Genomic DNA, 26,857 nt, shown 5'->3' on the forward strand with positions numbered 1-26,857 from the left:
ATCGCCTTTAGGCACTCCATCCGCTCACGATTGTTGCGGATGGAGAAAGCCGATGAGAATCCTCGCGATCCTGTGTCTCCTGTTGCTCGCTCCCGCGGCCGGTGCCGCCGATAGGGCTCAGCGCGCCTTCGACAGGGAGATCGAACGGAAGGCGGCGCAAGCCGTCGTCTGGGGCATACCCGCCGTCAACTACGACCTGATGCGGCAGGAGATGCTTGCCAAGACACCGGGAAAAGTCGGGCAGGTGATCTATTGGGGCCATCCTTTGGATTGGAAAAACCAGACCCTGACACCCAACCCGGATGCCCTCTACTTCATGGTTTTCTTCACCACGAAGGACGGGCCTGTCGTTCTCGATCTGCCGCCAGCCGAAGACAAGGCATCCTTCAACGGTAACATCGTTACGGCCTGGCAGTTGCCGCTGGAAGACGCGGGCCTGCTTGGATATGACAAGGGCAAGGGTGGAAAATTCGTGGTCCTGCCGCCTGACTACAAGGACAAGCTGCCGGATGGCTACATCCCGCTGAAATCCGAGGTCTACGGCGGCTACATGCTGTTTCGCTCAAATCTCCGGAGCCACGGCGATGCCGACGTGCAGGCCTCGATCGATTACGGCAAGAAGCTGAAAGTCTATCCGCTGTCTGCTGCGGCCAATCCGCCCGAGACCGTCTTCTCCGACGTCAAGGACATCCTGTTCGATAGCACGATCAGGTGGGACGCGAGTTTCTTCGACAACCTGAATCGCGTTGTCCAGGAGGAGCCATGGATCGTCCGCGATCGCGTCATGATCGATGAGTTGAAGACGCTCGGCATCGAGAAAGGCAAGTCTTTCGCGCCCGACCGGCATACGCAATCCCTGCTGACCAAGGGCATCAGGGAAGCGCAGGCGCTTCTCGAAGCAAAATACGATGCCGGTCTGCCGCCATTTTTCACCGCAACGAGCCGCTGGACCTACCCGGCCTATCCCGACCTCCTCAAGGCTGTGCAGGCCGATTTCAACGAGCCGGATGCCTACCCGGTCGATCATCGCGGCGTCGCCTACAGCTACGCCTACATCGGCATCAAGCGGCTGGGCGCCGGCCAATTCTATTCGATCTCGATCCGCGACAAGGACGGGCACGCCTTCGATGGGGGCAAGACCTATCGCCTTAACGTTCCGGCGAACGTTCCCGTTCAGCAATACTGGTCGGTGACCGCCTATGACAGGAAGACGCATGCGCTGATCAAGAATGTCTCACGCGCCAGTCGTTCATCGCAGATCCCGGACCTGGTGAAGAACGACGATGGCTCCGTCGATCTCTACTTCGGCCCGAAAGCGCCGAAGGGCAAGGATACGAACTGGGTGCCGACGGATCCGAAGCGTGGCTTCGAGCTGATGTTTCGAGCCTACGGTCCGACACCTGAATTCTTCGACAAGAAGTGGATCCTGTCTGACGTCGTCCGCGTGGGGAAGTAATCGCGGCCCATGGTGTGCAACGAAAAGGCCCCGCTCTTTCGAACGGGGCCTCTTGAGTGTCTGGACCTACTTGGCGTTCAGAAGCTCACCGACTTCGAGCAGGCTGAACTCGTTGTTGTCAGCCTTATCGACGGCGCGGCCGGCCGAGAAGGGCAGGTTGTTGTCGTTACCGACGACGATGTGCGTTGCATCGACGCGATCGACGTTCTCGATCGTCACGAACGGCATATCGTAGATGCCTTCCTTGTTGCCGGCCTTCTTCTTGTTGTCGGGGTCCTGAATGTTCAGGAGATCGATATAGCCGATCTTGCGGACAGCCTTGCCAACATTGGCGTCGTTGAACTCGATCTTGTAGATGCGCTTGAGTTCAGCCGGTGCTTCGAAGCAATCCGGCTTCGGCTGCTTGGGATCGGCGCAAGCCTTGTCCTTCGAGCCGGCACCGTTGTCGCGTTCGATGACGAGCGCGGTTGCGTCGTCGAGCATGTTGAAGTCGCCGATCGACACACCCTTGTCTTCGAACGGGTAGAACCAGGTGCGGCCGGTCCAGCTCTTGGAAGCGGTGTCGAACTCGATGACGCGGATGGCGGTGTGGCCGTCCACCGATTCCATCTTGCCGTCGTCCTGATAGAGCGCGCCTTCCAACAGGCCGTACAGCTTGCTGCCGTCCTTCGACATGGCAAGACCTTCGAGGCCGCCCGAACGCTTCAGGTTGAAGACCGGCATCTTGGCGGTCGGGTTTGCCGGAACGGAGAGCACCGGGTTGTCGGGCGACATAACCGCCTTGCCGTCGACGGTGGTCGAGAACACGTCGGTCAGGCGGCCTTCGGTGTCGAACTTCAGGAGGTAAGGTCCGAACTCCTCGCCGATCCAGAAGCCGTCGGCGACGGGCTGTACGGATTCGATATCGAAGTCGGCACCTGTCAGGTAACGCTTCTCGGCGCCTTCGAGAACGATCGGGAAGGGGGCCTTCTTGTCCGGATCGGACAGGAACAGGTTCTTGACGACATCAACCTTGCCGGTCTGCCAGTCGAACTTCACCTGATGCAGGAAGAGCATCGCGTCGCTGGAGTTGGCCTTGGAGCCGAAGCCGTTGTCGGAGAGCGTCCAGAAGCTGCCGTCAGCCATGGTCTTGATGCCGGAGAAGCCCTGGATCGGCTGGCCATCGAAGGGAAGCTTCAGATCGGTGACGCGCGCGCCATCCTTACCGGGAACGGTGCCGAGCGCTTCGGTGCGCTTGCGGTCGGCGGTGGTGAACTTGCCGGCGTGCTTGAGGAACTCAGGCGCATCGGCCGGAGCTGCAACCAGCGTGTTGGCAGGCAGGATGGCCTGGCCGGCGAGCTTGGCAGGAAATTCCTGTTGGTCGGCAGAAGCCGAACCAGCGATCAAAAGAACAAATGAAACAGAAGCAAGAAGAGTATTTTTCATCGAAACCCCAGGGATTGGAATGCGGGTCTCGATTAGCAAGCCTTTCATGTCGGCGCGTTGACGCTTGCATGAAGCTTTGGTGACGCCTTGAGGTTGTCCGCCTTGAAGAGCGAGATGACGCCGAGGCTTTGCCCGCGCCCCTTCACGGCATGGCTCCCGAGGTCCTCGACGGATACCATTTCCGGCATGTCGATCCGCTGGGCGAGGTCGGAGGAAATCAGGACGGATCGGTTCAGCGTCTTGCAGAGCGATTCAAGCCTGGAGGTCGTATTAACGGTATCGCCGAAATAGGTGATCTTGTGGTGGTCGACACCGATCTCGGCGGTGATGACCGTTCCGCCATGCAAGGCGGCGCGCAGGCGAGGGACTTGGCCGTAGGTTTGCAGCCAGCTCTCGGCGTCCGCCTCGATTTCTCCGATGATATCGAAGATGCAGTTGATGCATCGCCCAAACTTGATGCCGCGCTCCAGCGGCCAACTGATGATCGCGGCATCCCCGACATAATCGTCGATCGTACCCTTATACTTCCGGACTGGCTCGGCGAAGGAGGCAAACAGTGAACTCAGCATTTGCTGAGCCCGGAGGTCGCCATGCTTTTCGGCAAAGGCGGTCGAATCTACCAGGTCGATGAAGAGAAAGACGCGCTCCTCACTGATCGGCTTGCGATAGCGGCTAAAAAGCATGCTCGAGAAGATGTCGCGCCCGAGAAGCTCGCGAATGCGCAGCACGAAGATGATGAGCGCGCATACCGCAAGCGCATAGAGAAACGCATCGAACGGCAGGATGACTGCATCCACCCATGAAGCCGGACGAAATGCGCCGAGCCACCACATGGAAAGGCCGGCGACCGCAAATCCGAGGCTCATCAGGATCTCGTAGACGAAGATTTCCGCGAGGAAGAACGTCACGGTCGGCAGCGCCTGCATGCGCCGGGAAAGCCCGCGCAGGATCACCTTGCGTTCGAACAGGATAATCGGCATGCCGATGAACAATGCAAACGTCGCGCCGACGAAGGGGTGGCCGCCATAGAACCTGAGATCATAGAGTACGCCACTGCCGGCTATGACGAGCGCGATCAGCAGCCAGTTCTGGACTGGAGATATTTCCCTCATGGAGTCCTTTTCGCGGTAAAGCGTCGCCGGAAATGCTTAAGACATATAGGAAACATCAGGCGCTTCAAAAAGGCACGCCAGCACCGTTTCCTCGATCGGGCCCGATCTCGGAAGCACTTTACGCATAAAAACGTCCGCCTGATGGCAGTTACAGCGCGACGGTCTCGACTTTCTTGCCGACGAAACGAAGCGCGACCTGACCCTGAATGAGCTGCAAGGCGGGTTCGCCGAAAAGCTCCCGGCGCCAGCCGTGGAGTGCCGCGACTTCAGCCTTCTCGCCTTCAGCGGCGATCCGGTCGAGATCTTCGCTGTTGGCGATGACCTTGGGCGCGACGCCGTGCTTCTCGGAAATCAGCTTCAGCAGAACCTTCAGCAACTCCGCGGCAGCTGCAGCGCCCTCAGGGGGCTGCGTCTGGCGGGGTGCATGCGGCATCTCGGCCTTTGGCAAGGCAAGGGCCGCATTCACGGCCTCTACGACCGCGCCACCGGCTGCCGATCGTTCCCAACCCTTGGGGATGGTCCGCAAGCGGCCAAGCGCCTCGTTGTCCTTCGGCTGCTGCTGCGCGATTTCATAAATCGCATCGTCCTTGATGACGCGCGAGCGCGGCACGTTGCGCGAGCGGGCTTCACGCTCGCGCCAGGCCGCAACATATTTCAGGACCGCAAGCTCCTGCGGCTTGCGCAGCCGCATCTTCAGCCGCTGCCATGCATCGTCGGGATGCATGTCGTAGGTCTCGCGGGCCTCGAGGATATCCATCTCTTCCCGGAGCCAGGACGAGCGGCCTTCGCGCTCGAGTTCTGCCTTGAGGTAGAGATAGACGTCGCGCAGGTGGGTTACGTCCGCCAGGGCATAGTCGAGCTGCTTTTCGGAAAGCGGCCGCCGGCTCCAGTCGGTGAAGCGCGAAGACTTGTCGATCTGGACGCCCTTGGTGCGGCTGACGAGCTGGTCGTAAGAGACGGAATCGCCGAAGCCGCAAACCATCGCGGCAACCTGCGTATCGAAGATCGGATGCGGAATGAGGCCGCCCCGGTTGTAGATGATTTCGATATCCTGACGCGCGGCGTGGAAGACCTTCAAAACGCTGGTATCTGCCATCAGCTCGAAGAACGGCTTGAGATCGAGCCCCTTTGCCAGAGGATCAACCAGCACTTCCGTTGTCGGGCTTGCCATCTGGATCAAGCAGAGTTCCGGCCAGAACGTCGTCTCTCGGAGAAACTCGGTGTCGATGGTAATGAATTCTGACTTGGCCAGCTCTTTGCAGGCCGCCTCCAAATCGGCGGTTGTTTCGATCATCTCAATTCATTCGCAGGATAGACATAGTTGAACCTTCCTTCTCCTTTCGGCCGGATATGTCAACTAGAACCCGCAAAGAGCTGTCAAACAACTCTCACATAACTGGTCATGCCGGTCTTTTGATGCTCGATGATGTGGCAATGCAGCAACCAATCGCCGGGATTGTCGGCCACGAAGGCGAGCTGCACCTTTTCGTCCGGCTGAACGAGATAGGTGTCACTGACGAAAGGCATGACCTCGCGCGTCGATGAGGAGAGCACGGTAAAGCTCATGCCGTGCAGGTGGATCGGATGCGTGTGCGGCGTCACGTTCTCGAGCTGCAGGATATAGCTCTTGCCGAGCTTCAATTCCGCCAGCGGTGCCGTCGGATCGGGCGTGTCGCCTGGCCACGGGACCTTGTTGATCGCCCAAAAACTGTAGCCAAGCGTGCCGCAGATGCTGTCGGCCGGTGCGCTCTCTGCCGTGGCGCTTAGAATGAGGGGAATTTTCTGTGCCGAGGAAAGGTCGGCCTTGGCGACCGGGTTTTCACCAAGCGCTGCAAGATCGCCGGCATTGCGCTTCAACGACGTTCCAACGGCCTTGAGCTTGGCGATCGTCTTTGGCGTGGTGCCTCTGATATCCTCGAGCGTCGCAACAGCGCCTTCGCTATCAGGCATACGTACGGCGAGATCGAGACGTTGCCCAGGGCCGATCAAAAGCAGATCGAGCGGAAAGCGCTTCGGCACGGGATTGCCATCGATCGCAATGACCGTCGCTTCCGCCCCTTCCATCTTCAGCGAGAAGATGCGAGTAACGTCCGTCACCGCAACCCGCAGCCGTATAAGACCGCCCGCCGGCGCATCATATTGCGGCTCCGGATGCCAGTTGGCCGTGCGCACCGTTCCGTAAGTGCCGGTCTTTGCCGCATCGCGCGGCCGGAACGGCGCAATGAACTGGCCATCACTGCCGAGGCGCCAGTCCCGCAGGTTCAGCACCACTTCGGCATCGAACTTCGGATCGCCGGGATCCTCCACCACCAGAACCCCGTCATGCCGTGACCCATCTGTGTCAGCGTATTGCAATGCGGGTGATACCAGAAGGTACCGGCGTCCGGCGGAGTGAAGGCATAGTCGAAGCTGTCGCCGGTATAGACGTAGGGCTGCGTCATGAATGGCACGCCATCCATCTTGTTGGCGATTCTCAGGCCATGCCAGTGGATTGTCGTCGGCTCGTCGAGTGTATTCGTCAGCCGCGCCGCATAGGGTTTGCCCTTTGTCATCCGAAGCACCGGCGGCATGCTGCCGTCGCCCCAGGTCATGATGTCTTTCGTCACACCGGAATCGGCAATGCTGGCCGTCGTCTTGATCGCCTTCAGCACCTGCGGTTCGGGTGCCGCTTCCGCCAGTCCGAACTTGCCGGCGACGCCGATCCCGACGCCGTAAGCACCTGCGACGGCAGAGGCTTTCAGGAGATTGCGACGGGTGAGAAGGGGCATGGCGAGACTCCGCGGGAACGATATCGTTCTTCTTTAAAGTTGACCGCAAGCTTCAGCAATATGGTGCGAGCTTGCCAAACTGCCGCACGGCTTTCTCGATGAGACGGTTGCATGCGTGCTATAAAGCCGTCGCAACGCGCGTGCACTATGCGCCAAGTCTTGACAAATCAGGCGGTCCATGCGCTTTTCCGCCCGATTTTCTTGTCGGTGCCGGAGAGCCTTTGGAGCCCCTGCTGCCGTCTTTAAGCCAGATACTGGGAATTGAGATGATGCATCGTTACCGCAGCCACACATGTGCAGCCCTCCGCAAGTCGGATGTCGGCGCCAATGTCCGGATCTCGGGCTGGGTTCACCGCGTTCGTGACCATGGCGGCGTCCTCTTCATCGACCTTCGCGACCACTACGGCATGACCCAGGTCGTTGCCGACCCGGATAGCCCAGCCTTCAAGGCCGCCGAAACCGTTCGCGGCGAGTGGGTCATCCGCATCGACGGCGTTGTCAAGGCGCGTTCGGAAGACACCGTCAACAAGAACATGGCGACCGGCGAGATCGAGCTCTACGCACAGGATATCGAGATCCTGTCCGAAGCCAAGGAACTGCCGCTGCCGGTCTTCGGCGAGCCTGATTATCCTGAGGACATCCGCCTCAAGTACCGCTTCCTCGACCTGCGTCGCGAGACGCTGCACAAGAACATCGTCAAGCGCAGCCAGATCATCTCGGATATCCGCAACCGCATGACGTCGGCCGGCTTCGGCGAATACACGACGCCGATCCTGACGGCGTCCTCGCCGGAAGGCGCGCGCGACTTCCTTGTGCCTTCCCGTATCCACCCCGGCACCTTCTTTGCCCTGCCGCAGGCGCCGCAGCAGTACAAGCAGCTTCTGATGGTGGCCGGTTTCGACCGCTACTTCCAGATCGCGCCTTGCTTCCGCGACGAAGACCCGCGCGCCGACCGCCTGCCGGGCGAATTCTACCAGCTCGACCTGGAAATGAGCTTCGTTACCCAGGAAGACGTCTGGGACACGATGGCCCCGATCATGACCTCTGTCTTCGAGCAGTTCGCCGAAGGCAAGCCGGTCACCAAGGAATGGCCGCGCATCCCCTATGACGTCGCGATTCGCAAGTACGGCTCCGACAAGCCCGACCTGCGTAACCCGATCGAGATGCAGGCCGTTACCGAGCACTTCGCCGGCTCCGGCTTCAAGGTGTTCGCCGGCATGATCGCTTCGAACCCGAAGGTTGAAGTCTGGGCGATCCCGGCCAAGACCGGCGGCAGCCGCGCATTCTGCGACCGCATGAACGCCTGGGCGCAGTCGCTGGGCCAGCCGGGCCTTGGCTACATCTTCTGGAAGGAAGAAGACGGCAAGGTCGGCGGTTCCGGTCCGCTTGCCAAGAACATAGGCGAAGAGCGCACCGAAGCGCTCCGCGTCCAGCTCGGCCTTGAAGCGGGCGATGCCGCCTTCTTCGTCGCCGGCGAGCCGGCGAAGTTCTACAAGTTTGCAGGCGAAGCCCGCACCAAGGCCGGCGAGGACCTGAACCTCGTCGATCGCGACCGCTTCGAGCTGTGCTGGATCATCGACTTCCCGTTCTACGAATGGAGCGAGGAAGACAAGAAAATCGACTTCGCCCACAACCCCTTCTCGATGCCGCAGGGTGGTCTGGAAGCGCTGCAGACGCAGGATCCGCTGTCGCTCAAGGCCTACCAGTACGACGCCGTCTGCAACGGTTTCGAAATCGCCTCGGGCTCGATCCGTAACCAGTCGCCGGAAGCCATGGTCAAGGCCTTCGAGCTGGTCGGCCTCAGCCAGACGGATGTCGAAGAGCGCTTCGGCGGCATGTACCGCGCCTTCCAGTACGGCGCCCCTCCGCACGGCGGCTGCGCCTTCGGTATCGACCGCGTCGTCATGCTGCTGCTCGGCGCCAAGAACCTGCGCGAAATCACGCTGTTCCCGATGAACCAGCAGGCGCAGGACCTCCTGATGAACGCCCCGTCGGCGGCCACGCCGAAGCAGCTGATGGAACTGTCGCTGCGCGTCATCCCGCCGGTCAAGAAAGACTGAGCGAACTGATTGCACAAAAAAAGCCGGCGACCTGTTCGCCGGCTTTTTTGCATGTCGGTAACGTGCGTTCAGATTGCCGCGTAGATCGCGTCGCGGAGATCCACGGTGAAGCGGCCCCACATGCCTTCTAGCGTCGTATTTGTCAGCGCAACGACGGTAAGTTTTTTCTCCGGATCAACGAACCAGCTGTGGCCGTAGACGCCGCCCCAGCGGAGTGTCCCCTTGGACCACGGCACCTGTGCCGCGACCGGATCAGTCACGACCGCCCAACCGAAGCCGAAGCCGACACCCGGATCGAGAGGCTGGCGCACACCATTTGCCTGATCGGCCATCATGGTCTCGACAGCCCCGGTCGTGAGGAGGGGCGCACCACCCCTACGGATCGTTTCCAGGATTGTCAGCACGTCGCTGGCCGTGCCTGCCATGCCGGCGCCGCCGGAATGATAGGCGCTCGGATGGAAGATGCGGTCCGGCGTAAAGCGCACGAAACCGGTGAGCGCCCGCACCGAGGCCTCCTTGCCCATCGGCGTCGGTTCGGGTGAGGCGTCAACATAGGCGGCGGCGAGCCGGCTGCGGTCGCGCACGGCAAAGGCGGTGTCGACAAGGCCGAGCGGCTCGGTCACCAGTTTTGCCACGGCCTCGCCGAGCGAGCAGCCGGTCTCCTTCTCGATGATGCCGCCGATGACGTCCATCGCGAGCGAATACTGCCAGCTTGAGCCGGGAGAAAAGAGAAGTGGAACGCCCGCAAGTCGCTTCAGGTTTTCGGCAAGCGAGAGGCCGGGTTGATCGATGCCGTCGGAAATGCCGGCCTTGGCATAGGGACCATCCTCCTCGGCAAAGCCGTAGCTGAGGCCCGAGGTATGGGTCAGCAGATGTCGTATCGTGATCGTCGCTTCCTCTCCGTTTGGAAGCCTGGGACGAAAATCAGGGAGCCATTTGGTGATCGGATCGTCCAGTCCCATGCGTCCCTGCTCGATCAGCCGCATGGCCGCGATCGTGACGATGGGTTTGGTCACCGAAGCCAGCCGGAAGATCGTGTCTTCCTGCATGCCAACGCCATTCTCCCGATCGGCGAGGCCCGCAGCCCGGCGATAGGCCACCTTGCCATCCACGGCGACCAGCACGACCGCTCCGACCAGCCGTTTATCGTTCAACGCAGCGTCGATTGCTGCGTCCACACCCTCGGTCAGGAAAACGGGCGTGGTTGCTGCCTGCAAATCAAGGGGAAGACTCATCGGACCAGATCTCCTATAATCACAATGATCGTTCCTGAATAACTCAGGTCGCGAAATAATTCTAGAGTGATCATTGTGAAAAATGACGATATCGCCAAGAAGGTGACATCAGGCCGGCGGGGGCGGCCACCGGCATTCGATCGGGAGACGGTGCTTGCGGCCGCGCGGGATACGTTCTGGGAACATGGCTACGACGGATCGTCCATCGCGGACCTGACCGCATCGATGGGGATAACCCCACAGAGCCTCTATGCCGCCTTTCGCTCCAAGGCCGAGCTCTATCGTGAAGCCTTGAACCAGTATCGCCGCATGCCCCGGCCGGATCCGGGCAATCCGTTCAGCGACGCGATCGATACCGTCACGACGTTCGCCCGATTTCTCAAGAACTCGGCCATCATCTTTACGGCGCCCGAACACCCCAAGGGCTGCATGATCTCGACGGCGGTGCTGAACTGCGCTTCCGAGAGCGAAGATATCGCCCACTATGTCTCCTCGCTCCGGCTCGACACATTGCGGCTGTTCACGTCGCGCATCGAGCGCGGCGTTGAGGAAGGGGACATCAGAGCGGATGCCAACCCAGCCTCGCTTGCCCGCTTCCTCGGCGCCATCGTCCAGGGCATGTCCGTCCAGGCGCGCGACGGCGCCACGACGGCAGAACTCATGGAAGTGGTCGACCATGCCCTGACCGAACTGCGCCGTTACACCATCTAGAACCCGAAAAATAAAGCCGGGCGGACCAGAGCACGTTGGGTTCCGGGCACGTGCCAAGCGCGCCGATTGCCTGGGGTTCTGCTGAAGTGTTGCATCGGATTGTTATGGCGCATCGAGCTGCAATCAATGATTGCATGTGGTTTGTAGACGCTTGCAAAGTTTTGTGTGTCTATTTTCTCTCAGATGGGGGAAGTGGGCATGAAGATTACCGCCATACTCGTCATGGGGTTGACCCTTGCCGCGCCAGCACTTGCGTACAGCAAGAATGACAGCTGTGGGGGCGTTCGTTTCGACCGGCTCGTTCAAAACGGAAAGCTGTATGTCTACAACATCGACGGCAAAGGCCGGTGGGACTACGCGTCAGCAAGTCGATATGACGTTCCCGACGAAAATCTGCTTTTCGGCTACGGCATAAAGGATGTTCGCCCTAACAGCGGTGGCATGGTCCTGTTCAAGATCGTCGATATCGCCAAGGGTAGCGACATAAGAGATCGCGATGTCCGACTGAGCCGAAGTGCGACGAAGATCTACGTCAAAGGCAAAGAGCCTCGCCGGGTCAAGGCAATGAACGGCAAGGTGGATATTCAAATCTACGAAGACGTTCATTTGAACGCCAAGGATATCAACCGGGTGCTCAATCGGTTTCACACCGCGTATCAGTACCAAGCTGACGGAAATCGGGACACTTTCGACCGGTTGCGACGGAGCGTGTTCTCCTTCGATGAGGTCAAGCCGATCGAAAGCGAACGCAATTGGATCGCACTCCTCTTCGGGAAGCCTGCATGGGCGGGCGTAAGGAGTGATGAAGCGATATTGGGCTTGAAGGCCACGCTCAAATACTATGAGGAGCCTGATCCGCGAAACGGCGAGGTGATCTGCTTTAGGGTCAAGCCTGCGAAGGATGCGACAAGGACACAGGTGACGGTGATTGATCTCGATTCCGCCAGCCCCGATGCCGACCAGGAAGAATTGCTCGAGGGCCGTCGGCGCAGCCGGAAGCTTTTCTGGAATCGCATGCCGGACGATCAGGAGTAAACGCGATGGCAAGAGCTCCTGAGCGGGCTAGTCCGGTGACGCCGAATTCGGCAGCAGGCAACAATATTCTCGATTCAGTTATAGAGCTTCGAGTTCCGCATTATCTCATGCAACGAAAGAACTACCGGCAGATATTCGATGCTGTGGCGCTTTGCGCTGTCGGCAGCGTTGCTTTGACGGTCGGCCGAGTTTTGGTTCCGGCGGCGCCTAACGATCTGCTTACGAACTTTGTTGCTACCGGCGTGTGCTACGCTTTCATGTTCGTTGCCGGAGTTGTCGGCATATGTGCAAGTCCGAACGCAACGATCAGAGAAGACACGGCGAAGTTCACGAAACTCGTTTATTCCATGTTCCTGGCGACGATCTTCATTTACGGGGCCGCTGGTATCGGCGTCGATCTGATGATCGGCGATACGCTGGTGAACATCCTGCGGGACGTGCTTCCGCCTTTTGGCACACGGTTGCTTGTTTGTTTTCCGGCATCGCTGCTGGCAATCGGCCTGATTGCCTGGCGTACCCAGCGCTTTCACCAAACGCCGTGGGCAAGAGCACCGAATAAGCTGCTCTGGATCGTGACCTACTGGGTACTGACTTCTGTTACCGCAGCCGTGGTGCTGAGCTATCCATAACGAAAAAAAGCCCGGCGAACCGGGCTTTCATGTGTAATCAGCGCAACGATCAATCGTTGGCCGAAACCTTCACGCCGAGGACCTGCGGCAGGGTGTTTGGCGCACCCATGGCCGCACCCATGATCATCGGGAACGGAACCGGCTTTGCCGGCGCGGCAGCGAGCGTCAGGCTCTTCGGATTGTCGAGGAAGGTGTTGACGGCGGCCGATACGGCGTTCTGCAGCTCGGGGATGTTGAGTTGGGCGAGCATGATCGGCGTCATCGCCTTCAGGGAGTCGGCCATCTGCTGGCCGGACATGTTCTGCTGGCTGCCGGCGTAGTCGAGCGCGCGCTTCGTGATCGAGGCGTCGTCGAAGCGGATCTGGGCGCTCTCGAACGACAGTTGCTGCAGCAGTCCGAGCATCGAGAGGCCAAGCGCCTGCTGCGCCTCTTCCTTGTTCGCATTGGCTTCAGCCTGCTTGGCGGCTTCCTGGAGCGACTTCACGAACGGCATCGTATAGCCGGAGATCTTGAAGGCGAGGTTGAGCTTGCCGATGTTGGTGAAGTCGAACGCAAACTCAGAAACGTCGATCGTGCCGGGCGTCAGTTCCCAGGCGCCCTTCATGGTGATGTCGCCGCTGACGTGCTGCAGGGCGAGCTTGTCGATCGCTTCCTTGCTCTGTGCGTCGGTCGCCTTACTGATGTCGGCCTTGAGGCTCTTGAAGGCGCCGTCGAAATCGAAGCCGGATTCGTCTTCGCGCAGCGTCAGGTTGACGTCGCTTTCCGCGATCGAGAACAGTTCGGCGCCGTCCTGGACCACCTTGACCGGGCCGCTATGCGCGGTTTCGTAGAGCAGCATGGAGTCGAGCCCGTCACCCTTCGGGTTGGCCGGGATCGAGATGCCACCGAGCTTCAGGTCGGATGCCGTGAAGGTGGCGCCGTCGTTGGTGGCGCTGACATTAGGGAAGGACGCTTCCTCGACATAGTAGCCGCCGTCTTCATCTTCCTCGACGCCGGTCATCGTGATGTCGCCGATCGAGACCGGTTGGCCGCTGTTCGGCTTGAAGCTCGCCTTCTTCAAGGTGACCGTCGTTCCGTCGACATCGACGCCGTCTGCGACGAGCGTGCCGCCCTGCAGGCTGTAGGCCGCGTTGATCTTGGTCAGCAGGTCCTGGCCGTCGAGCGCGAAGGCTGAGCCGGCGAGAGAAAGAAAGGCAGCGCCCGAAAGCATCAGCCGTGTCGTCCGGTAAAACGTCATCTGGGGTCCCCCTGGTGGCAGTGCTGAGCGGCGAGCGAGAATTCGTCGCCGGTCTACTGTGGTTCGATCGCGGTTTATATTTGCGGATTTCTAAATTTGTGTTGAAAGGAAAACGAAAGAACGACCAAATTCAGGCAAAGCGTCTGGTGTCATTCTTTTCGTATCATTCCGAGACGTCATCCACAGCCGGAATACCCGGATTCCTTGCCCGCGCAGGCTATCTCGGCTAGTCAAGACGGATGGGACAAGAGATTTTGCCGCCCTCTGGCGGAGACGACGATAGTATCCTTCCGGTCGATCTGAAGGCGGCGCTCGAAGAGCGCTACCTTGCCTATGCGCTATCGACCATCATGCACCGCGCGCTTCCTGACGTGCGCGACGGCTTGAAGCCGGTGCACCGCCGCATCATTCACGCCATGAGCGAGATGGGCATTCGGCCGAATTCGGCCTTCAAGAAGTGTGCCCGTATCGTCGGCGATGTCATCGGTAAGTTCCATCCGCATGGCGACCAGTCGGTCTATGACGCGCTTGTGCGCCTGGCGCAGGATTTCTCGCAGCGCTATCCCGTGGTCGACGGGCAGGGTAACTTCGGCAACATCGACGGCGACAGTGCTGCCGCCTATCGATACACCGAAGCCCGCATGACCGAGGTCGCGGGGCTGCTGCTCGATGGCATCGAACAGGATGCCGTCGATTTTCGTCCAACCTACAACGAGGAAGACGAAGAGCCGGTCGTGCTGCCGGGCGCCTTCCCGAACCTGCTCGCAAACGGCTCCTCGGGTATCGCCGTCGGCATGGCGACGTCCATTCCGTCGCACAACGTTCACGAACTTTGCGACGCCGCGCTGCATCTCATCAAGCACCCGGATGCTTCAGTCGAAAAGCTGGTGGAATTCATCCCTGGTCCGGATTTCCCCACAGGCGGCATCATCATCGACAGCCGCGAAAGCATCATCGAAGCTTATAAGACCGGCCGTGGCGGGTTCCGTACACGCGCCAAGTGGGAGACCGAGGATCTCGGCCGCGGCGGTTATCAGATCGTCGTTACGGAAATTCCGTTCCAGGTCCAGAAGTCCCGCCTGATCGAAAAGATCGCCGAGCTCCTGCTGGCGCGCAAACTGCCCTTGCTCGAAGACATCAGGGACGAGTCTGCCGAGGACGTCCGCGTCGTCCTGGTGCCGAAGAACCGCACCGTCGATCCGACCATCCTGATGGAATCGATGTTCAAGCTGACAGAACTGGAAAGCCGGTTCCCGCTGAACATGAACGTTCTTTCCATGGGCCGCATTCCGCGCGTCATGGCGTTGAACGAGGTCCTGAAGGAATGGCTAGACCATCGTCGCGAGGTGCTGCAGCGCCGCTCGCGCTTCCGCTTGGCTGCAATCGACCGCCGCCTCGAAATTCTCGGCGGCTTGTTGATCGCCTACCTCAACATCGATGAGGTCATTCGCATCATCCGCGAAGAGGACGATCCGAAGGCGGCCATGATCGCGCGCTGGTCGCTCACCGACAATCAGGTTGAAGCGATCCTTAACATGCGCCTGCGGTCTTTGCGCAAGCTCGAGGAATTCGAGATCCGCACCGAGTTCGACGCACTCACCAAGGAAAAGGGCGAGATCGAAGCCCTGCTGGCATCCGAAGACAAGCAGTGGCAGACCGTCGCCTGGGAAATCGGCGAGGTGAAGAAGAAGTTCGCGAAGGCGACCGAGCTCGGACGCCGCCGCACCCAGTTTGCCGATGCGCCCGAGGCCGATGAACAGGCGATCCAGCAGGCGATGATCGAAAAGGAGCCGATAACTGTCGTCGTCTCCGAAAAGGGCTGGATCCGCGCGCTGAAGGGACACATCTCCGACACCGCGACCCTGACATTCAAGGAAGGCGATGCGCTCAGGATCGCATTCCCGGCGCAGACGACCGACAAGATCCTGATCATCACCACGGGCGGCAAGGCCTACACGCTTGGCGGCGACAAGCTGCCCGGCGGTCGAGGCCATGGCGAACCGCTGCGCATCATGATCGATATGGACAACGATCAGGACGTCCTGACCGCCTTCGTACACGATCCGGCCCGCAAGCAGATGATCGTCTCGACGGCGGGCAACGGCTTCGTGGTCGCCGAGACCGACATGGTCGCCAATACCCGCAAGGGCAAGCAGATCATGAACGTTTCCATGCCGGATGAGACGAAGCTGATCGTCCCCGTCAGCGGCGACCATGTCGCGGTTGTCGGCGAAAATCGTAAGCTGCTGGTCTTCCCGCTGGCGCAGGTGCCGGAGATGGGCCGCGGCAAGGGTGTTCGTCTGCAGCGCTACAAGGACGGCGGCATATCGGACGTCCGATGCTTTGCGATCGCTGACGGGCTCGTCTGGGAGGACAGCGCCGGGCGCACGTTCACCAAGAACAAGGACGAGCTTGCCGAGTGGCTTGCCGACCGTGCGACAGCCGGCCGAACCGTCCCGAAGGGCTTCCCTCGCAGCGGCAAGTTTGCCGGTTGACGCGAAAATAAATCCGCGCCTCGCTCTTGGCGAGCGAGGCAACTCCTCTAGTTTTGTCCTTTAATCACAACATGGACAGACATCATTCCGATGGCGGACGGAATGATCGCGTATGGCGTCACGGTGGCGCCGTGTCCGATCACGGAGGAATGTTGATGAGTGCTTGCAATACCATCACGTTGAACGTCGAGCATACTTATGCCGCGTCGCCCTGCGCCGTCTATGATGCCTGGCTCAACCCGGAAAGAGCCAAGCGGTTCATGTTTGCCACGGATAGTGGACGGGTGATCCGCGCCGATATCGATGCGCGCGTCGGCGGGCATTTTCTTGTCATCGACAGGCGCCCGACGGGAGATGCGGTGCATTACGGCGTGTTTCTCGAGCTTCGTCGACCGCGGCGCATGGTGTTCTGCTTCTCGGTCGCTGAGCATGACCACAATGCCGATCGAATCCAGATCGACATAGAGCCTTTAGGCGAGGGTACCAGGCTTACGCTGTCTCACGAAATGTGCGCTGAATGGGGGCATTTCGAGGAGGAGACCCGCCAGGGGTGGGCGCATGTCCTTGAAGGTCTCGAACGCGAGCTCGACGGCGTCGTTCCACTCATGCCAGCGCTTGCCGCGCAGGCGACCGCCGCGCCATCCAAAGCGAGTGCCCCATGATGGCGCAAACCAGGATGGCACCGCCGATCAGCGTCATGGTCGGCGGGGCTTCGGAGAAAATCAGCCAGATCCAGATCGGCGCGAGGATTGTCTCCAGCAGATAGAACATGCCGACCTCAGGCGCAGAGAGATATTTCGGCCCGGTCGCAAGACACCAGAAGGCAATCGGCATCAGCACAGCGCCGTTGAAGATGATCCACGCGGGGTGCGCGATGCCGAGTCCTGCAGGCAGTGCATTGGCGAGGCCGAGCGCGGCCGGAAACACCGCCGCCAGCAGAGGAACAAACCCCATGTCCCGGCCTGAGGCGCGACCGACGGTAATTGCCGATGCGAGGATAAGGGCAGACAGCAGCGCCATCGCATCGCCGAAGAAATGGCCTCCGGATAGTCTTTGGTAGACGATCAAGGATACGCCGAACAGCATGACAACCATGGTCAAAAGCGTCGAGCGGGTAGGGCGCTCCTTCAGAAACACGCATGACAGCAGCGCGCCGAACATCGGGTTGAAAGCGACGATGACGACCGGGCACCAGCACGGGCCAGCCGCCTTTGATGCATCGAATCGCCAAGACAACAAGCAACGTCACGGCGACTGTCGTGATGCTGCGGATTCCGAGGATCGACCACATGTCCCCATGCGCGAGCCGGACGAGCGGAATATCCATGGAAAGCGCCAAACCGCCGATCGCCGTCAACAGAAGGCCTTTGCGATGAGCGGAGATGCCGGAATGCATTTAGGGGTGTGAACTTTCAGGAACTGCGGATGGATCGAAACGCTCCCAGCCGCGCGGCGTCAGATGTTCCTGCGGCTGATAACGTGTCTTGTAGTCCATTTTTCGCGAACCTTGAACCCAGTAGCCGAGATAGACATGCGGCAGGCCAAGCGCCTTCGTGCGCCTGACATGATCCAGAATCATGAAGGTGCCGAGGGAGCGCCGATCGAGATCGGGATTGAAGTAGGAATAGACCATCGAGAGGCCATCGCTCATCGTATCTGTGAGGGCCGCAGCGACGAGTTCGCCGGTCGGGCGAGCTTCCAGTCCAGCTCCCTCTTCGCGAAGGCGGTATTCGATGATCTTTGTGTTCACATGCGTGTCTTCGACCATGATCGCATAGTCGAGCACGGTCATGTCGGACATGCCGCCCTGCTGATGACGAAAATCCAGGTAGCGGCGAAACAGCGAGTATTGCTCGCTCGACGGCTGTGCCGGGAATTCGGTGGATATGATATCGGCATTCGTCGCAAGAATGCGCTTCATCGAACGCGTCGGCTCGAACTCCTGCGCCAGGATGCGCACGGATACGCAGGCACGACAGGCTTCACATGCCGGCCGGTAGGCGATGTTCTGCGATCGGCGGAAGCCGCCCTGTGTAAGGATGTCGTTCATTTCCGCCGCACGAGGCCCGACAAGATGGGTGAATACCTTGCGTTCCATCTCGTGCGCCAGATAGGGGCAGGCAGCCGGAGCCGTCAGATAAAACTGCGGAGATGGCGTTGTCTGCGTATTCATCTGCTGCGGAGATTTCCTTCGGTTTATGCTGATATGACAGCATGACTTAAGAATGAAAAACGTCAACAGCGGGGCCATTTCCCGGCCCGCCGTTACACGTCATACTTTGGGATATGGTGCCGTAAAACTCCCGGCAAAGGCCGGAAGTGCGGTTTAATTCTCGCTTCCGGGCGTCAAGCGGTGCGTACGGTAACCGTCCCGACCAGGAAGTCGTGAATCAGTCTGCTGCGCTCGGTGAAGAGCCCGACCAGGAGAATCAGCGGTGTCAGCACGGAGTTGAGGATCCAGAACAGCGCCAGGTGGACGATCGCCGTCAGGAAGTCCATCCGCCGCCCATCGACGCGCATGATCGCGACACCCATCGCCCGCATCCCGAGCGACGCCTGCGAAGGACCACCGACCGTGAACCCGAAATACAGTCCGGCGACGATCACGAAGAGGGCCGGATAGAGGAAGAAGCCGAGCCCCAGCGTGACGATCGACAGGAAGAACAGGATCACCGCTGCCGGAATGCACAAAAGCAGGATGATCACGTAGTCGAGAACGAAAGCGAAGACACGGCGGCTCAGCGTCCCGCTATAGGCGCGCCAGTCGTCCGGTGCGGCATAGAGCGGGTTGGGGTTGAGCGTCATCGCAATGGTCTCCTATGGTGAATGATTACCTGCTGATATGGTATCGCCCACCCCGAATGCAATATTTCCGTCCGCTCAGCGCTTGGAGAGTATTTTCGCAACCTCGACGGCGAAGTAGGTGAGAACCCCGTCGCAGCCCGCGCGCTTGAAGGCAAGCAATGTTTCGAGCATGGCGCGTTCGCCGTCGATCCAGCCGTTCATCGCGGCCGCCTTGATCTGGCTGTACTCGCCGGAGACCTGATAGGCGAAGGTCGGCAGGCCGAAGGCTTCCTTCATCCGCCAGCAGATGTCGAGATAGGGCAGACCGGGCTTGACCATCAGCATGTCTGCACCCTCTTCGACATCGAGCGCCGCATCGCGGATCGCCTCGGTGCCGTTGGCCGGATCGATGTAATAAGTCTTCTTGTCACCCTTCAGCAGGCCGCCGGTGGAGATGGCTTCGCGGTACGGGCCATAGAAGGCGGACGCGAACTTCGTCGCATAGCTCATGATGCCGACATTCTGGTGTCCCGCGGCATCGAGCGCCTGACGGATCGCTCCGATTCGCCCATCCATCATCTCGGAAGGAGAGATGATGTCCGAGCCGGCGTCGGCCTGCATGACGGCGGCACGGGCGACCTGCTCGACCGTCTCGTCGTTGACGATCTCGCCGTTCCTCAGAATGCCGTCGTGCCCGTGGCTGGTGAAGGGGTCGAGCGCGACATCGGTAATGATGCCGATGTTCGGCACAGCCTTCTTGATCGCAATCGTCGCCTGATTGATCAGATTGTTGGCTTCGAGACTGTTGGAGCCGGTCTCGTCGCGCAGTTCCATTTCGATATTCGGAAAGGTAGCAATCGCCGGGATGCCGAGATCGGCAGCTTCCCGGGTCGCCTCGACAAGCTTGTCGACGCTCATGCGATTGACGCCGGGCATGGCCGGGATAGGTTCGATGATGCCAGAACCCGGAACGACGAAGACCGGCCAGATCAGGTCATCGACCGTTACGCGGTTTTCCTGCACGAGCCGCCGTGTCCAATCCGCCTTGCGGTTGCGGCGCATGCGCCGGTGCCCGGTGATTTCGTCGACGAGATGGGTTCTGTCCATGGTCTTCCAACTTTCAGCAGTTCCATTTGATGTCGCGCTGATTATCATGCGCGCACGCAAATCCAAACCGGACGATTGGCCGCAAGCGAATGCATTGCTGGCGAAGCCGTCCTCGCGAACCTATTGTTGAGCCTATGGATGCTGATTCTACCATGATACCGAAGCGAACGCTGACGAGCGTGCTCTTCCTGCTGTTCCTCAGGCTGATCGCGATTGCGTGCTTCTGGTTCGGCTTGCAATATTGGGCGATGCTGGTTGGCTACTCGCTTGTCGGTGCCGGCAGGTTCGATCTTTTGAGCCTGCAGTGGAAGGTGGCAAGCACCTGTCTTGCGGTTCTTTTCCCTGTCGCGTCGCTAGGGCTATGGCTGGCGGTCTCATGGGGACCAGTTGTCTGGGTGCTCGCCGCGGGTTGCCAGATCCTCATGTATGGCTTTCTGCCGGAGACATTCGGCGCCAACCGACTTGTCGTGCTGCTGCACATTCTGGTGGCCATTATATACTGCGTCTTCCGTTTCCTGCTCTGGCAGGAGAAGCGCCGGCGCCGGCAGCAGGTAAGCGTTGATTTACCCTGATACAACGCGGGGTTTTCGGTAAGGCGCTGTTAAGCCTGCGGTTTAAGTAGAATTTTATTTGTATTCGATAGGGTCTGTCTCAAGGCGGGAAGAAAACCAACACCGCCAAACAAAACAGTGAGGCAGTCATCATGAACACGAAAATCAAGCCGCAGGCGGTATCGAACTTCCGTGAACAGCAGGACCTGGGTATCCGTGATCTTTACATGGAATCCCTTCATCTTGTTGAACGTCTTCACCGCCGTCTCCTCGACGTCATCAAGGACGAGTTCGACCGTCAGGGTCGCAGCGACGTCAACGCCGTCCAGGCTCTTCTTCTCTTCAACATCGGCAATTCCGAGTTGACCGCCGGCGAACTTCGCTCCCGCGGTTACTACCTGGGCTCCAACGTTTCCTACAACGTCAAGAAGCTCGTCGACCTCGGCTTCATCAACCATCAGCGCTCGCGCATCGACCGTCGCTCGGTCCGCATCAGCCTGACGGAAACCGGCCAGGACATCGCGGAAACCGTTGCCAAGCTCTACGAACGCCACATTGCTTCGATCGACAAGGTCGGCGGCATCGGCACCGACGAGTTCACGCAGATGAACAAGCTGCTGACCCGTCTCGATCGCTTCTGGAACGACCAGATCCTGTATCGCCTCTGACACTAGCGACCTCCTCCAAGGTCAACGAAAACCGGATGCGTTCCCTGCGCGTCCGGTTTTGTCGTTTGCGCCGTCGTGGCATCTTTGCAACGCATGACAGACAAGCGCCACGGCCTGTATTCAAGCCGCTTTTTAGCCGCTATTAACCGCCACGTTTTATACAATGAAATGGTTTCTCGGGTCGCAGCGATCTACTGGTGGTTGAGTATTGTTTCGCGCGACACGAATTGGCCATATTAGCATGTCAGCGGAAATATACGCAGATGGCCCTCTTGGTCAGAGGTCCGAGCATCTGGCACTGGTTGCTCGCGATCATGTGATGGCGGGTAGCGAAATCGTGCAGTGCGCCGTGGCAACCGGTTGATAGGAATCTGCGTTCTCGCAGGGATGACGCAAAGTCCGCCGGTCTCTCAAGCGGCGGCAATTTAGTGGTTGGGATGAATGTCGAAGAAAATCGGAACTGAAGCTTTCTCTCGGCGGGCGTTTTTGACGTCCGCGGCAATGATTGGTGCGGGTGCGCTCGCCGCTCCCGCGTTGGCGCAATCGGCTGTCGATTCGCTGATCGCTGCTCCGCAGCGCGGTGATTGGGACGATCAGTTCGATGCGAAGGCAGCGTCCCGTACGGCAACGGCGGTTGTTTCGAATACCCCGATCCTTGGTCCGCAGTCGGTCCCGAGCATCCAGCAGGCGATCTCCCAGTATCAGCAGATTGCCGCAGCCGGTGGGTGGCCCGAAGTCACTCCGAGCCAGCAGCGCCTCCAGATCGGCGTGACCGATCCGTCCATTCAAAGCCTGCGCCAGCGTCTGATCGTCACCGGCGATCTTCCACGCGAAGCCGGCATTTCCAGCGCTTTCGACTCCTATGTCGATGGCGCGGTGAAGCGCTTCCAGGCGCGTCATGGTTTGCCGGCAGACGGCGTCATCGGCGAGTTCACCCTGAAGGCGATGAACATTCCTGCCGATGTTCGCCTGCAGCAGCTGAACACCAACCTGATCCGCATCCAGACCTTCCCCGAGGACATGGGCCGTCGTCACGTGATGGTCAACATTCCGGCGGCCTATGTCGAAGCTGTTGAAGACGGCAGCGTCGCGACCCGCCACAATGCGATCGTCGGCCGCCTCAGCCGCCCGACCCATCTTGTCAACTCGAAGATCTACGAAGTCATCCTCAATCCTTACTGGACCGCGCCGCGCTCGATCGTCGAAAAGGACATCGTGCCGCTGATGCGCAAGGACCCGACCTATCTTGAGAAGAACTCCATTCGCCTGATCGACGGCAAGGGCAACGAGGTGGCGCCCGAGACGATCGACTGGAACGCCGAAAAGGCGCCGAACCTGATGTTCCGTCAGGATCCGGGCAAGATCAACGCAATGGCGTCGACCAAGATCAATTTCTACAACAAGAACGGCGAGTACATGCACGACACGCCGCAGCAGGGCCTGTTCAACAAGCTCATGCGTTTCGAGTCCTCGGGCTGCGTTCGCGTTCAGAACGTTCGCGATCTGACCAACTGGCTGCTGCGTGACACCCCGCCGTGGTCGCGCCAGCAGATGGAGCAGGTCATCGCCAGCCGTGTGAACACGCCGATCAAGCTCTCGGAAGAAGTGCCGGTCTACTTCGTCTACATTTCGGCCTGGGGCATGCCTGACGGCGTCGTTCAGTTCCGCGACGATATCTATCAGATGGACGGCAACGCCGAACTCGCTCTCGATACCACTGCGGGCACCGAACAGCCCGTTCAGTAATAGTTTTCGGCAAGAATTGAGATCAAAACCGCGCTTTTCGAAGCGCGGTTTTTTGTTGCGCGTAGATTGCCTAGCAAATGTCGTTCTCCGTATTGCCCTTGGCAGGGCAGGGCGCTAATACCTTCGCGCATTCCAGTTGAGGAGCCCGCCCATGACCAATGCTTCCACCCAGACCTTCTTCAATCGCTCGCTTGCCGATACCGATCCGGAAATCTTCGGTTCGATCCAAAAGGAACTCGGTCGCCAGCGTCACGAGATCGAGCTGATCGCTTCGGAAAACATCGTTTCCCGCGCGGTTCTGGAAGCCCAGGGCTCCATCATGACCAACAAGTACGCCGAGGGTTATCCGGGCAAGCGCTACTACGGTGGCTGCCAGTTCGTCGACATCGCCGAGGAACTTGCGATCGAACGCGCCAAGAAGCTCTTCGGCGTCAACTTCGCCAACGTTCAGCCGAACTCCGGTAGCCAAATGAACCAGGCCGTCTTCCTGGCGCTGCTGCAACCGGGCGACACCTTCATGGGTCTCGACCTCAACTCGGGCGGTCACCTGACCCACGGTTCGCCGGTCAACATGTCCGGCAAGTGGTTCAATGTCGTCTCCTACGGTGTTCGCGAAGGCGACAACCTGCTCGACATGGACGACGTCGCCGAAAAGGCACGCACCCACAAGCCGAAGCTGATCATCGCCGGCGGCACGGCTTACTCCCGTATCTGGGACTGGAAGCGTTTCCGCGAGATCGCCGATGAAGTCGGCGCCTACCTCATGGTCGACATGGCCCACATCGCCGGTCTCGTTGCCGGTGGCCAGCATCCGTCGCCGTTCCCGCACTGCCATGTTGCCACGACCACGACCCACAAGTCGCTGCGCGGCCCGCGCGGTGGTGTCATCCTGACGAACGACGAAGATCTGGCGAAGAAGTTCAACTCGGCTGTCTTCCCGGGTCTGCAGGGCGGTCCGCTCATGCACATCATCGCCGCCAAGGCCGTTGCCTTCGGTGAAGCGCTGCAGCCTGAGTTCAAGGACTACGCGGCCCAGATCGTCAAGAACGCCAAGGCGCTTGCCGAAACCCTGATCGCAGGCGGCCTCGATGTCGTCTCCGGCGGCACCGACAACCACCTGATGCTGGTCGACCTTCGCAAGAAGAACGCAACCGGCAAGCGTGCGGAAGCAGCGCTCGGCCGCGCCTACGTCACCTGCAACAAGAACGGCATCCCGTTCGACCCTGAAAAGCCCTTCGTCACATCGGGTGTCCGCCTCGGCGCGCCTGCTGGTACGACCCGCGGCTTCAAGGAAGCGGAATTCAAGGAAATCGGCAATCTCATCGTCGAGGTTCTCGATGGCCTGAAGGCCGCCAACTCCGACGAGGGCAATGCCGGCGTCGAAGCAGCCGTGCGGGATAAGGTGGTCAACTTGACCAACCGCTTCCCAATGTACGACTACATCGGCTAAGGATAGCGCATGCGCTGCCCATTCTGCGGATCGGAAGACACACAGGTCAAGGATTCACGCCCGGCGGAGGACAATACGTCCATCCGCCGCAGGCGTATTTGTCCCGACTGCGGTGGTCGCTTCACCACCTTCGAGCGCGTGCAGCTGCGCGAACTCATGGTGGTCAAGAAGACCGGCCGCAAGGTGCCTTTCGACCGCGACAAGCTGGTAAAGTCCTTCGAGATCGCCCTGCGCAAGCGCCCCGTCGATCGTGATCGCATCGAGCGCGCGGTTTCCGGTATCGTCCGGCGGCTGGAAAGCTCGGGCGAGGTCGAAATCGGATCCGAGCAGATCGGCCTGCAAGTGCTTGAAGCCCTGAAAAGTCTCGACGATGTCGGTTTCGTTCGCTACGCCTCGGTCTACCGGGATTTCTCGCACGCCGAGGATTTCGAGAAGGTTATCTCCGAAATCAACGCCAAGATCGCCCGCGATCCCCTGGATAACTAGCTGATGAGCGCTTCGGAAGACGATGCGCGTTTCATGCAGGAGGCGATCCGGCTGGGTCTCCTGCATCTTGGCCAGACATCCACCAATCCGTCGGTCGGCTGCGTCGTCGTTCGTGACGGGCAGATCGTCGGGCGCGGCACCACGGCCGTCGGCGGTCGTCCGCATGCGGAGCCGCAGGCTCTGGCCGAAGCGGGTGATTGGGCATTCGGCGCCACTGCTTACGTCACGCTCGAACCCTGCTCGCATCATGGCAAGACGCCCCCCTGTGCCAACGCATTGATTGCCTCGGGCGTTGCTCGCGTCGTGATCAGCGTAACCGATCCCGATCCGCGCGTTTCCGGCAGGGGCATTTCCATGCTGCGCGATGCCGGCATCGAGGTCGAGGCCGGCCTTCTCGAAGAGGAAGGCAAGAGATCGCTTGCCGCCTACCTGACGCGGCAGACGAAGAACCGCCCCTATGTGATTCTCAAGCTTGCAGTTTCTGCAGATGGGATGATCGGTAGGAAGGGTGGGGGCCAGATTGCGATAACCGGTCCGCTTGCGCGCGCCGAGGTCCAGAAACTCCGCGCCGAGACCGATGCGATCCTCGTTGGCATCGGCACGGCAATCGCGGACGATCCGCTTTTGACCGTTCGTATCCCGGGCCTCGAGGATCGTTCGCCGATCCGAATCGTTCTCGACGAAGACCTGCAATTGCCGCTCGACAGCAAGCTTGTGTCGACGGCGCGGCAGGTGCCAGTGATCGTGATCGCGAGGGAGCCTCCGCGTTTCGACAACAGCGAGGACAAGGCTTTTCTCGCGCGTCGTCAGGCCCTGGACGAGGCGGGCGTCGAGGTCGTGCAAAGCGATCCTTCCCGGCCCGAGGAATTGCTGCCCGCACTTGCTTCCCGGGGTATTTCGTCGGTGCTTGTCGAAGGTGGGGCCAGAACGGCGAAGCTCTTTCTCGACGCCGGCTATGTCGATCGCATTCTTCTCTACCAGGGCCCGGGCATGATCGGGCAGGGCGGTATTGAATCGCCGGTAACGAAGACCGATATGCCATCGGGCTTCCTGCACAGGGGCACTTCCATATTTGGCGACGATCGCCTGGACGAATACGAAAGAGAAGTTTGATGTTTACCGGAATTGTCACCGACGTTGGCACGATCGAGTCCGTTTCCCCGTTGAAGGAAGGCATCAAGCTGCGTGTCGCCACGGCTTATGATCCCGCGACCATCGACATGGGCGCCTCGATCTCGCACTCCGGTATCTGCCTGACGGTCACCGGGCTGCCTGATGAAGGTAGCAATGGTCGCTGGTTCGAGGTGGAAGCCTGGGAAGAAGCGCTGCGGCTCACCACGGTCGGAACGTGGAAGGAAGGCAGCCGCATCAATCTCGAGCGTTCGCTGAAGATCGGTGACGAGTTGGGCGGTCATATCGTGTCAGGCCATGTCGACGGCAAGGCCGAGATTCTCTCCGTGACGGAGGAAGGTGATGCAACGCGGTTTCGCCTCCGCGCGCCGGAGCATCTTGCCAAGTTCGTTGCCCCCAAGGGCTCGATCGCCCTGGATGGCACATCGCTAACGGTCAACGCGGTCGACGGCACTGATTTTGACGTCCTGCTGATCCGCCACACGCTTGAGGTCACGACCTGGGGCCAGCGTAAGGCAGGCGACTCTGTCAATTTCGAAGTAGATACGATGGCACGCTACGCTGCCAGGCTGGCGGAATTTCCCGCAGCAAAGTCCGAGTAAAAAATCGTCGTCCTGATTGCACGGACGGCGGCAGACCGCCGCCCGTTCGTTTAAATGCTATCGCGCTGCGTAAATTTCACATTCCGCATCCAGCACATGAGCCGAATTTGCTTGCCATTCGCACTAAGGCGTGTTTTGACCGCGACCTGCCGCGTGGCAAGTCCTCTAG

At 59.9% G+C, this 26,857-nt stretch carries 22 protein-coding genes and 2 pseudogenes; 14 read left to right on the plus strand and 10 right to left on the minus strand.

Annotated elements, in window-relative coordinates; translation table 11 throughout:
* Nucleotides 1-52: 52 nt before the first annotated feature.
* Complete coding sequence (locus FZ934_RS03995; RefSeq protein ID WP_153270022.1) at nt 53-1,456, plus strand: DUF1254 domain-containing protein; 1,404 nt, start codon at nt 53-55, stop codon at nt 1,454-1,456.
* Between the two features lie 66 nt (nt 1,457-1,522).
* Here FZ934_RS03995 and FZ934_RS04000 read toward each other — a convergent pair whose 3' ends face one another.
* From FZ934_RS04000 to FZ934_RS04015, 4 genes and pseudogenes are all read right to left on the minus strand, one after another.
* A complete protein-coding gene (locus tag FZ934_RS04000; RefSeq protein ID WP_153270023.1) occupies nt 1,523-2,881 on the minus strand; it encodes an esterase-like activity of phytase family protein in 1,359 nt (452 codons plus the stop codon).
* 44 nt (nt 2,882-2,925) lie between these two features.
* A complete protein-coding gene (locus FZ934_RS04005) occupies nt 2,926-3,993 on the minus strand; it encodes an adenylate/guanylate cyclase domain-containing protein (protein WP_153270024.1) in 1,068 nt (355 codons plus the stop codon).
* Between the two features lie 148 nt (nt 3,994-4,141).
* Nucleotides 4,142-5,287, minus strand: a complete 1,146-nt coding sequence (gene rnd / locus FZ934_RS04010) for a ribonuclease D (RefSeq protein ID WP_153270025.1) — start codon at nt 5,285-5,287, stop codon at nt 4,142-4,144.
* 83 nt (nt 5,288-5,370) lie between these two features.
* Nucleotides 5,371-6,761 (minus strand): annotated as a pseudogene (locus FZ934_RS04015) (multicopper oxidase family protein).
* A 269-nt stretch (nt 6,762-7,030) separates the two neighbouring features.
* On the opposite strand from FZ934_RS04015, the gene aspS reads away from it, so the two are divergent.
* Nucleotides 7,031-8,821 (plus strand): aspartate--tRNA ligase, encoded by a 1,791-nt coding sequence (gene aspS / locus FZ934_RS04020; RefSeq protein WP_153272360.1) that lies wholly within the window; start codon nt 7,031-7,033, stop codon nt 8,819-8,821.
* A 68-nt stretch (nt 8,822-8,889) separates the two neighbouring features.
* On the opposite strand, the gene FZ934_RS04025 is transcribed toward aspS, so the two are convergent.
* Nucleotides 8,890-10,056 (minus strand): serine hydrolase domain-containing protein, encoded by a 1,167-nt coding sequence (locus tag FZ934_RS04025; RefSeq protein ID WP_153270026.1) that lies wholly within the window; start codon nt 10,054-10,056, stop codon nt 8,890-8,892.
* A 66-nt stretch (nt 10,057-10,122) separates the two neighbouring features.
* Here FZ934_RS04025 and FZ934_RS04030 point away from each other — a divergent pair, with 66 nt between their 5' ends.
* From FZ934_RS04030 to FZ934_RS04040, 3 genes are all read left to right on the plus strand, one after another.
* Complete coding sequence (locus FZ934_RS04030; protein WP_153270027.1) at nt 10,123-10,767, plus strand: TetR/AcrR family transcriptional regulator; 645 nt, start codon at nt 10,123-10,125, stop codon at nt 10,765-10,767.
* 198 nt (nt 10,768-10,965) lie between these two features.
* A complete protein-coding gene (locus tag FZ934_RS04035; protein WP_153270028.1) occupies nt 10,966-11,802 on the plus strand; it encodes a hypothetical protein in 837 nt (278 codons plus the stop codon).
* Between the two features lie 5 nt (nt 11,803-11,807).
* On the plus strand, nt 11,808-12,431 hold the full coding sequence (locus tag FZ934_RS04040; protein ID WP_153270029.1) for a hypothetical protein: 624 nt from the start codon (nt 11,808-11,810) through the stop codon (nt 12,429-12,431).
* 49 nt (nt 12,432-12,480) lie between these two features.
* Here FZ934_RS04040 and FZ934_RS04045 read toward each other — a convergent pair whose 3' ends face one another.
* A complete protein-coding gene (locus FZ934_RS04045; RefSeq protein ID WP_153270030.1) occupies nt 12,481-13,668 on the minus strand; it encodes a hypothetical protein in 1,188 nt (395 codons plus the stop codon).
* A 239-nt stretch (nt 13,669-13,907) separates the two neighbouring features.
* Between FZ934_RS04045 and parC the strand changes: the two genes are divergently transcribed.
* On the plus strand, nt 13,908-16,163 hold the full coding sequence (parC, locus tag FZ934_RS04050; protein ID WP_153270031.1) for a DNA topoisomerase IV subunit A: 2,256 nt from the start codon (nt 13,908-13,910) through the stop codon (nt 16,161-16,163).
* A 155-nt stretch (nt 16,164-16,318) separates the two neighbouring features.
* Nucleotides 16,319-16,825, plus strand: a complete 507-nt coding sequence (locus tag FZ934_RS04055) for an SRPBCC family protein (protein ID WP_153270032.1) — start codon at nt 16,319-16,321, stop codon at nt 16,823-16,825.
* Here the strand turns inward: FZ934_RS04055 and FZ934_RS04060 are convergent.
* From FZ934_RS04060 to hemB, 4 genes and pseudogenes are all read right to left on the minus strand, one after another.
* A pseudogene (locus tag FZ934_RS04060) lies at nt 16,767-17,559 on the minus strand (DMT family transporter). The gene FZ934_RS04055 and the pseudogene FZ934_RS04060 overlap by 59 nt on opposite strands.
* Entirely contained in the window at nt 17,560-18,336 is a 777-nt protein-coding gene (locus tag FZ934_RS04065; protein ID WP_153270033.1) for an arginyltransferase, read from the minus strand.
* Nucleotides 18,337-18,509: 173 nt separating this feature from the next.
* Complete coding sequence (locus FZ934_RS04070; protein ID WP_153270034.1) at nt 18,510-18,968, minus strand: RDD family protein; 459 nt, start codon at nt 18,966-18,968, stop codon at nt 18,510-18,512.
* A 75-nt stretch (nt 18,969-19,043) separates the two neighbouring features.
* Entirely contained in the window at nt 19,044-20,054 is a 1,011-nt protein-coding gene (gene hemB / locus FZ934_RS04075) for a porphobilinogen synthase (protein ID WP_153270035.1), read from the minus strand.
* Nucleotides 20,055-20,188: 134 nt separating this feature from the next.
* Between hemB and FZ934_RS04080 the strand changes: the two genes are divergently transcribed.
* The 7 genes from FZ934_RS04080 to FZ934_RS04110 all read left to right on the plus strand — a co-directional run bounded on the left by FZ934_RS04080 (nt 20,189) and on the right by FZ934_RS04110 (nt 26,688).
* Complete coding sequence (locus FZ934_RS04080; RefSeq protein WP_153270036.1) at nt 20,189-20,626, plus strand: DUF6163 family protein; 438 nt, start codon at nt 20,189-20,191, stop codon at nt 20,624-20,626.
* A gap of 131 nt (nt 20,627-20,757) precedes the next feature.
* Nucleotides 20,758-21,273, plus strand: coding sequence for a transcriptional regulator LdtR (gene ldtR / locus FZ934_RS04085; RefSeq protein WP_056825631.1), 516 nt, complete (start codon nt 20,758-20,760; stop codon nt 21,271-21,273).
* Nucleotides 21,274-21,714: 441 nt separating this feature from the next.
* Nucleotides 21,715-23,019 (plus strand): L,D-transpeptidase family protein, encoded by a 1,305-nt coding sequence (locus FZ934_RS04090; RefSeq protein WP_153270037.1) that lies wholly within the window; start codon nt 21,715-21,717, stop codon nt 23,017-23,019.
* A gap of 151 nt (nt 23,020-23,170) precedes the next feature.
* On the plus strand, nt 23,171-24,469 hold the full coding sequence (gene glyA / locus FZ934_RS04095; RefSeq protein WP_153270038.1) for a serine hydroxymethyltransferase: 1,299 nt from the start codon (nt 23,171-23,173) through the stop codon (nt 24,467-24,469).
* Between the two features lie 9 nt (nt 24,470-24,478).
* The gene (gene nrdR / locus FZ934_RS04100; protein WP_113362760.1) at nt 24,479-24,955 is read left to right on the plus strand and encodes a transcriptional regulator NrdR; all 477 of its coding nucleotides are present in this window, start codon (nt 24,479-24,481) and stop codon (nt 24,953-24,955) included.
* A gap of 3 nt (nt 24,956-24,958) precedes the next feature.
* Nucleotides 24,959-26,068, plus strand: a complete 1,110-nt coding sequence (gene ribD / locus FZ934_RS04105; RefSeq protein WP_153270039.1) for a bifunctional diaminohydroxyphosphoribosylaminopyrimidine deaminase/5-amino-6-(5-phosphoribosylamino)uracil reductase RibD — start codon at nt 24,959-24,961, stop codon at nt 26,066-26,068.
* Complete coding sequence (locus FZ934_RS04110; protein ID WP_153270040.1) at nt 26,068-26,688, plus strand: riboflavin synthase; 621 nt, start codon at nt 26,068-26,070, stop codon at nt 26,686-26,688. Before ribD ends, FZ934_RS04110 begins: the two co-directional genes overlap by 1 nt.
* The last annotated feature ends 169 nt before the right edge of the window (nt 26,689-26,857 follow it).

Origin of the sequence: Rhizobium grahamii (genome assembly GCF_009498215.1) — a bacterium.
In the GTDB taxonomy this organism is placed as follows: Bacteria; Pseudomonadota; Alphaproteobacteria; order Rhizobiales; family Rhizobiaceae; genus Rhizobium; species Rhizobium grahamii_A.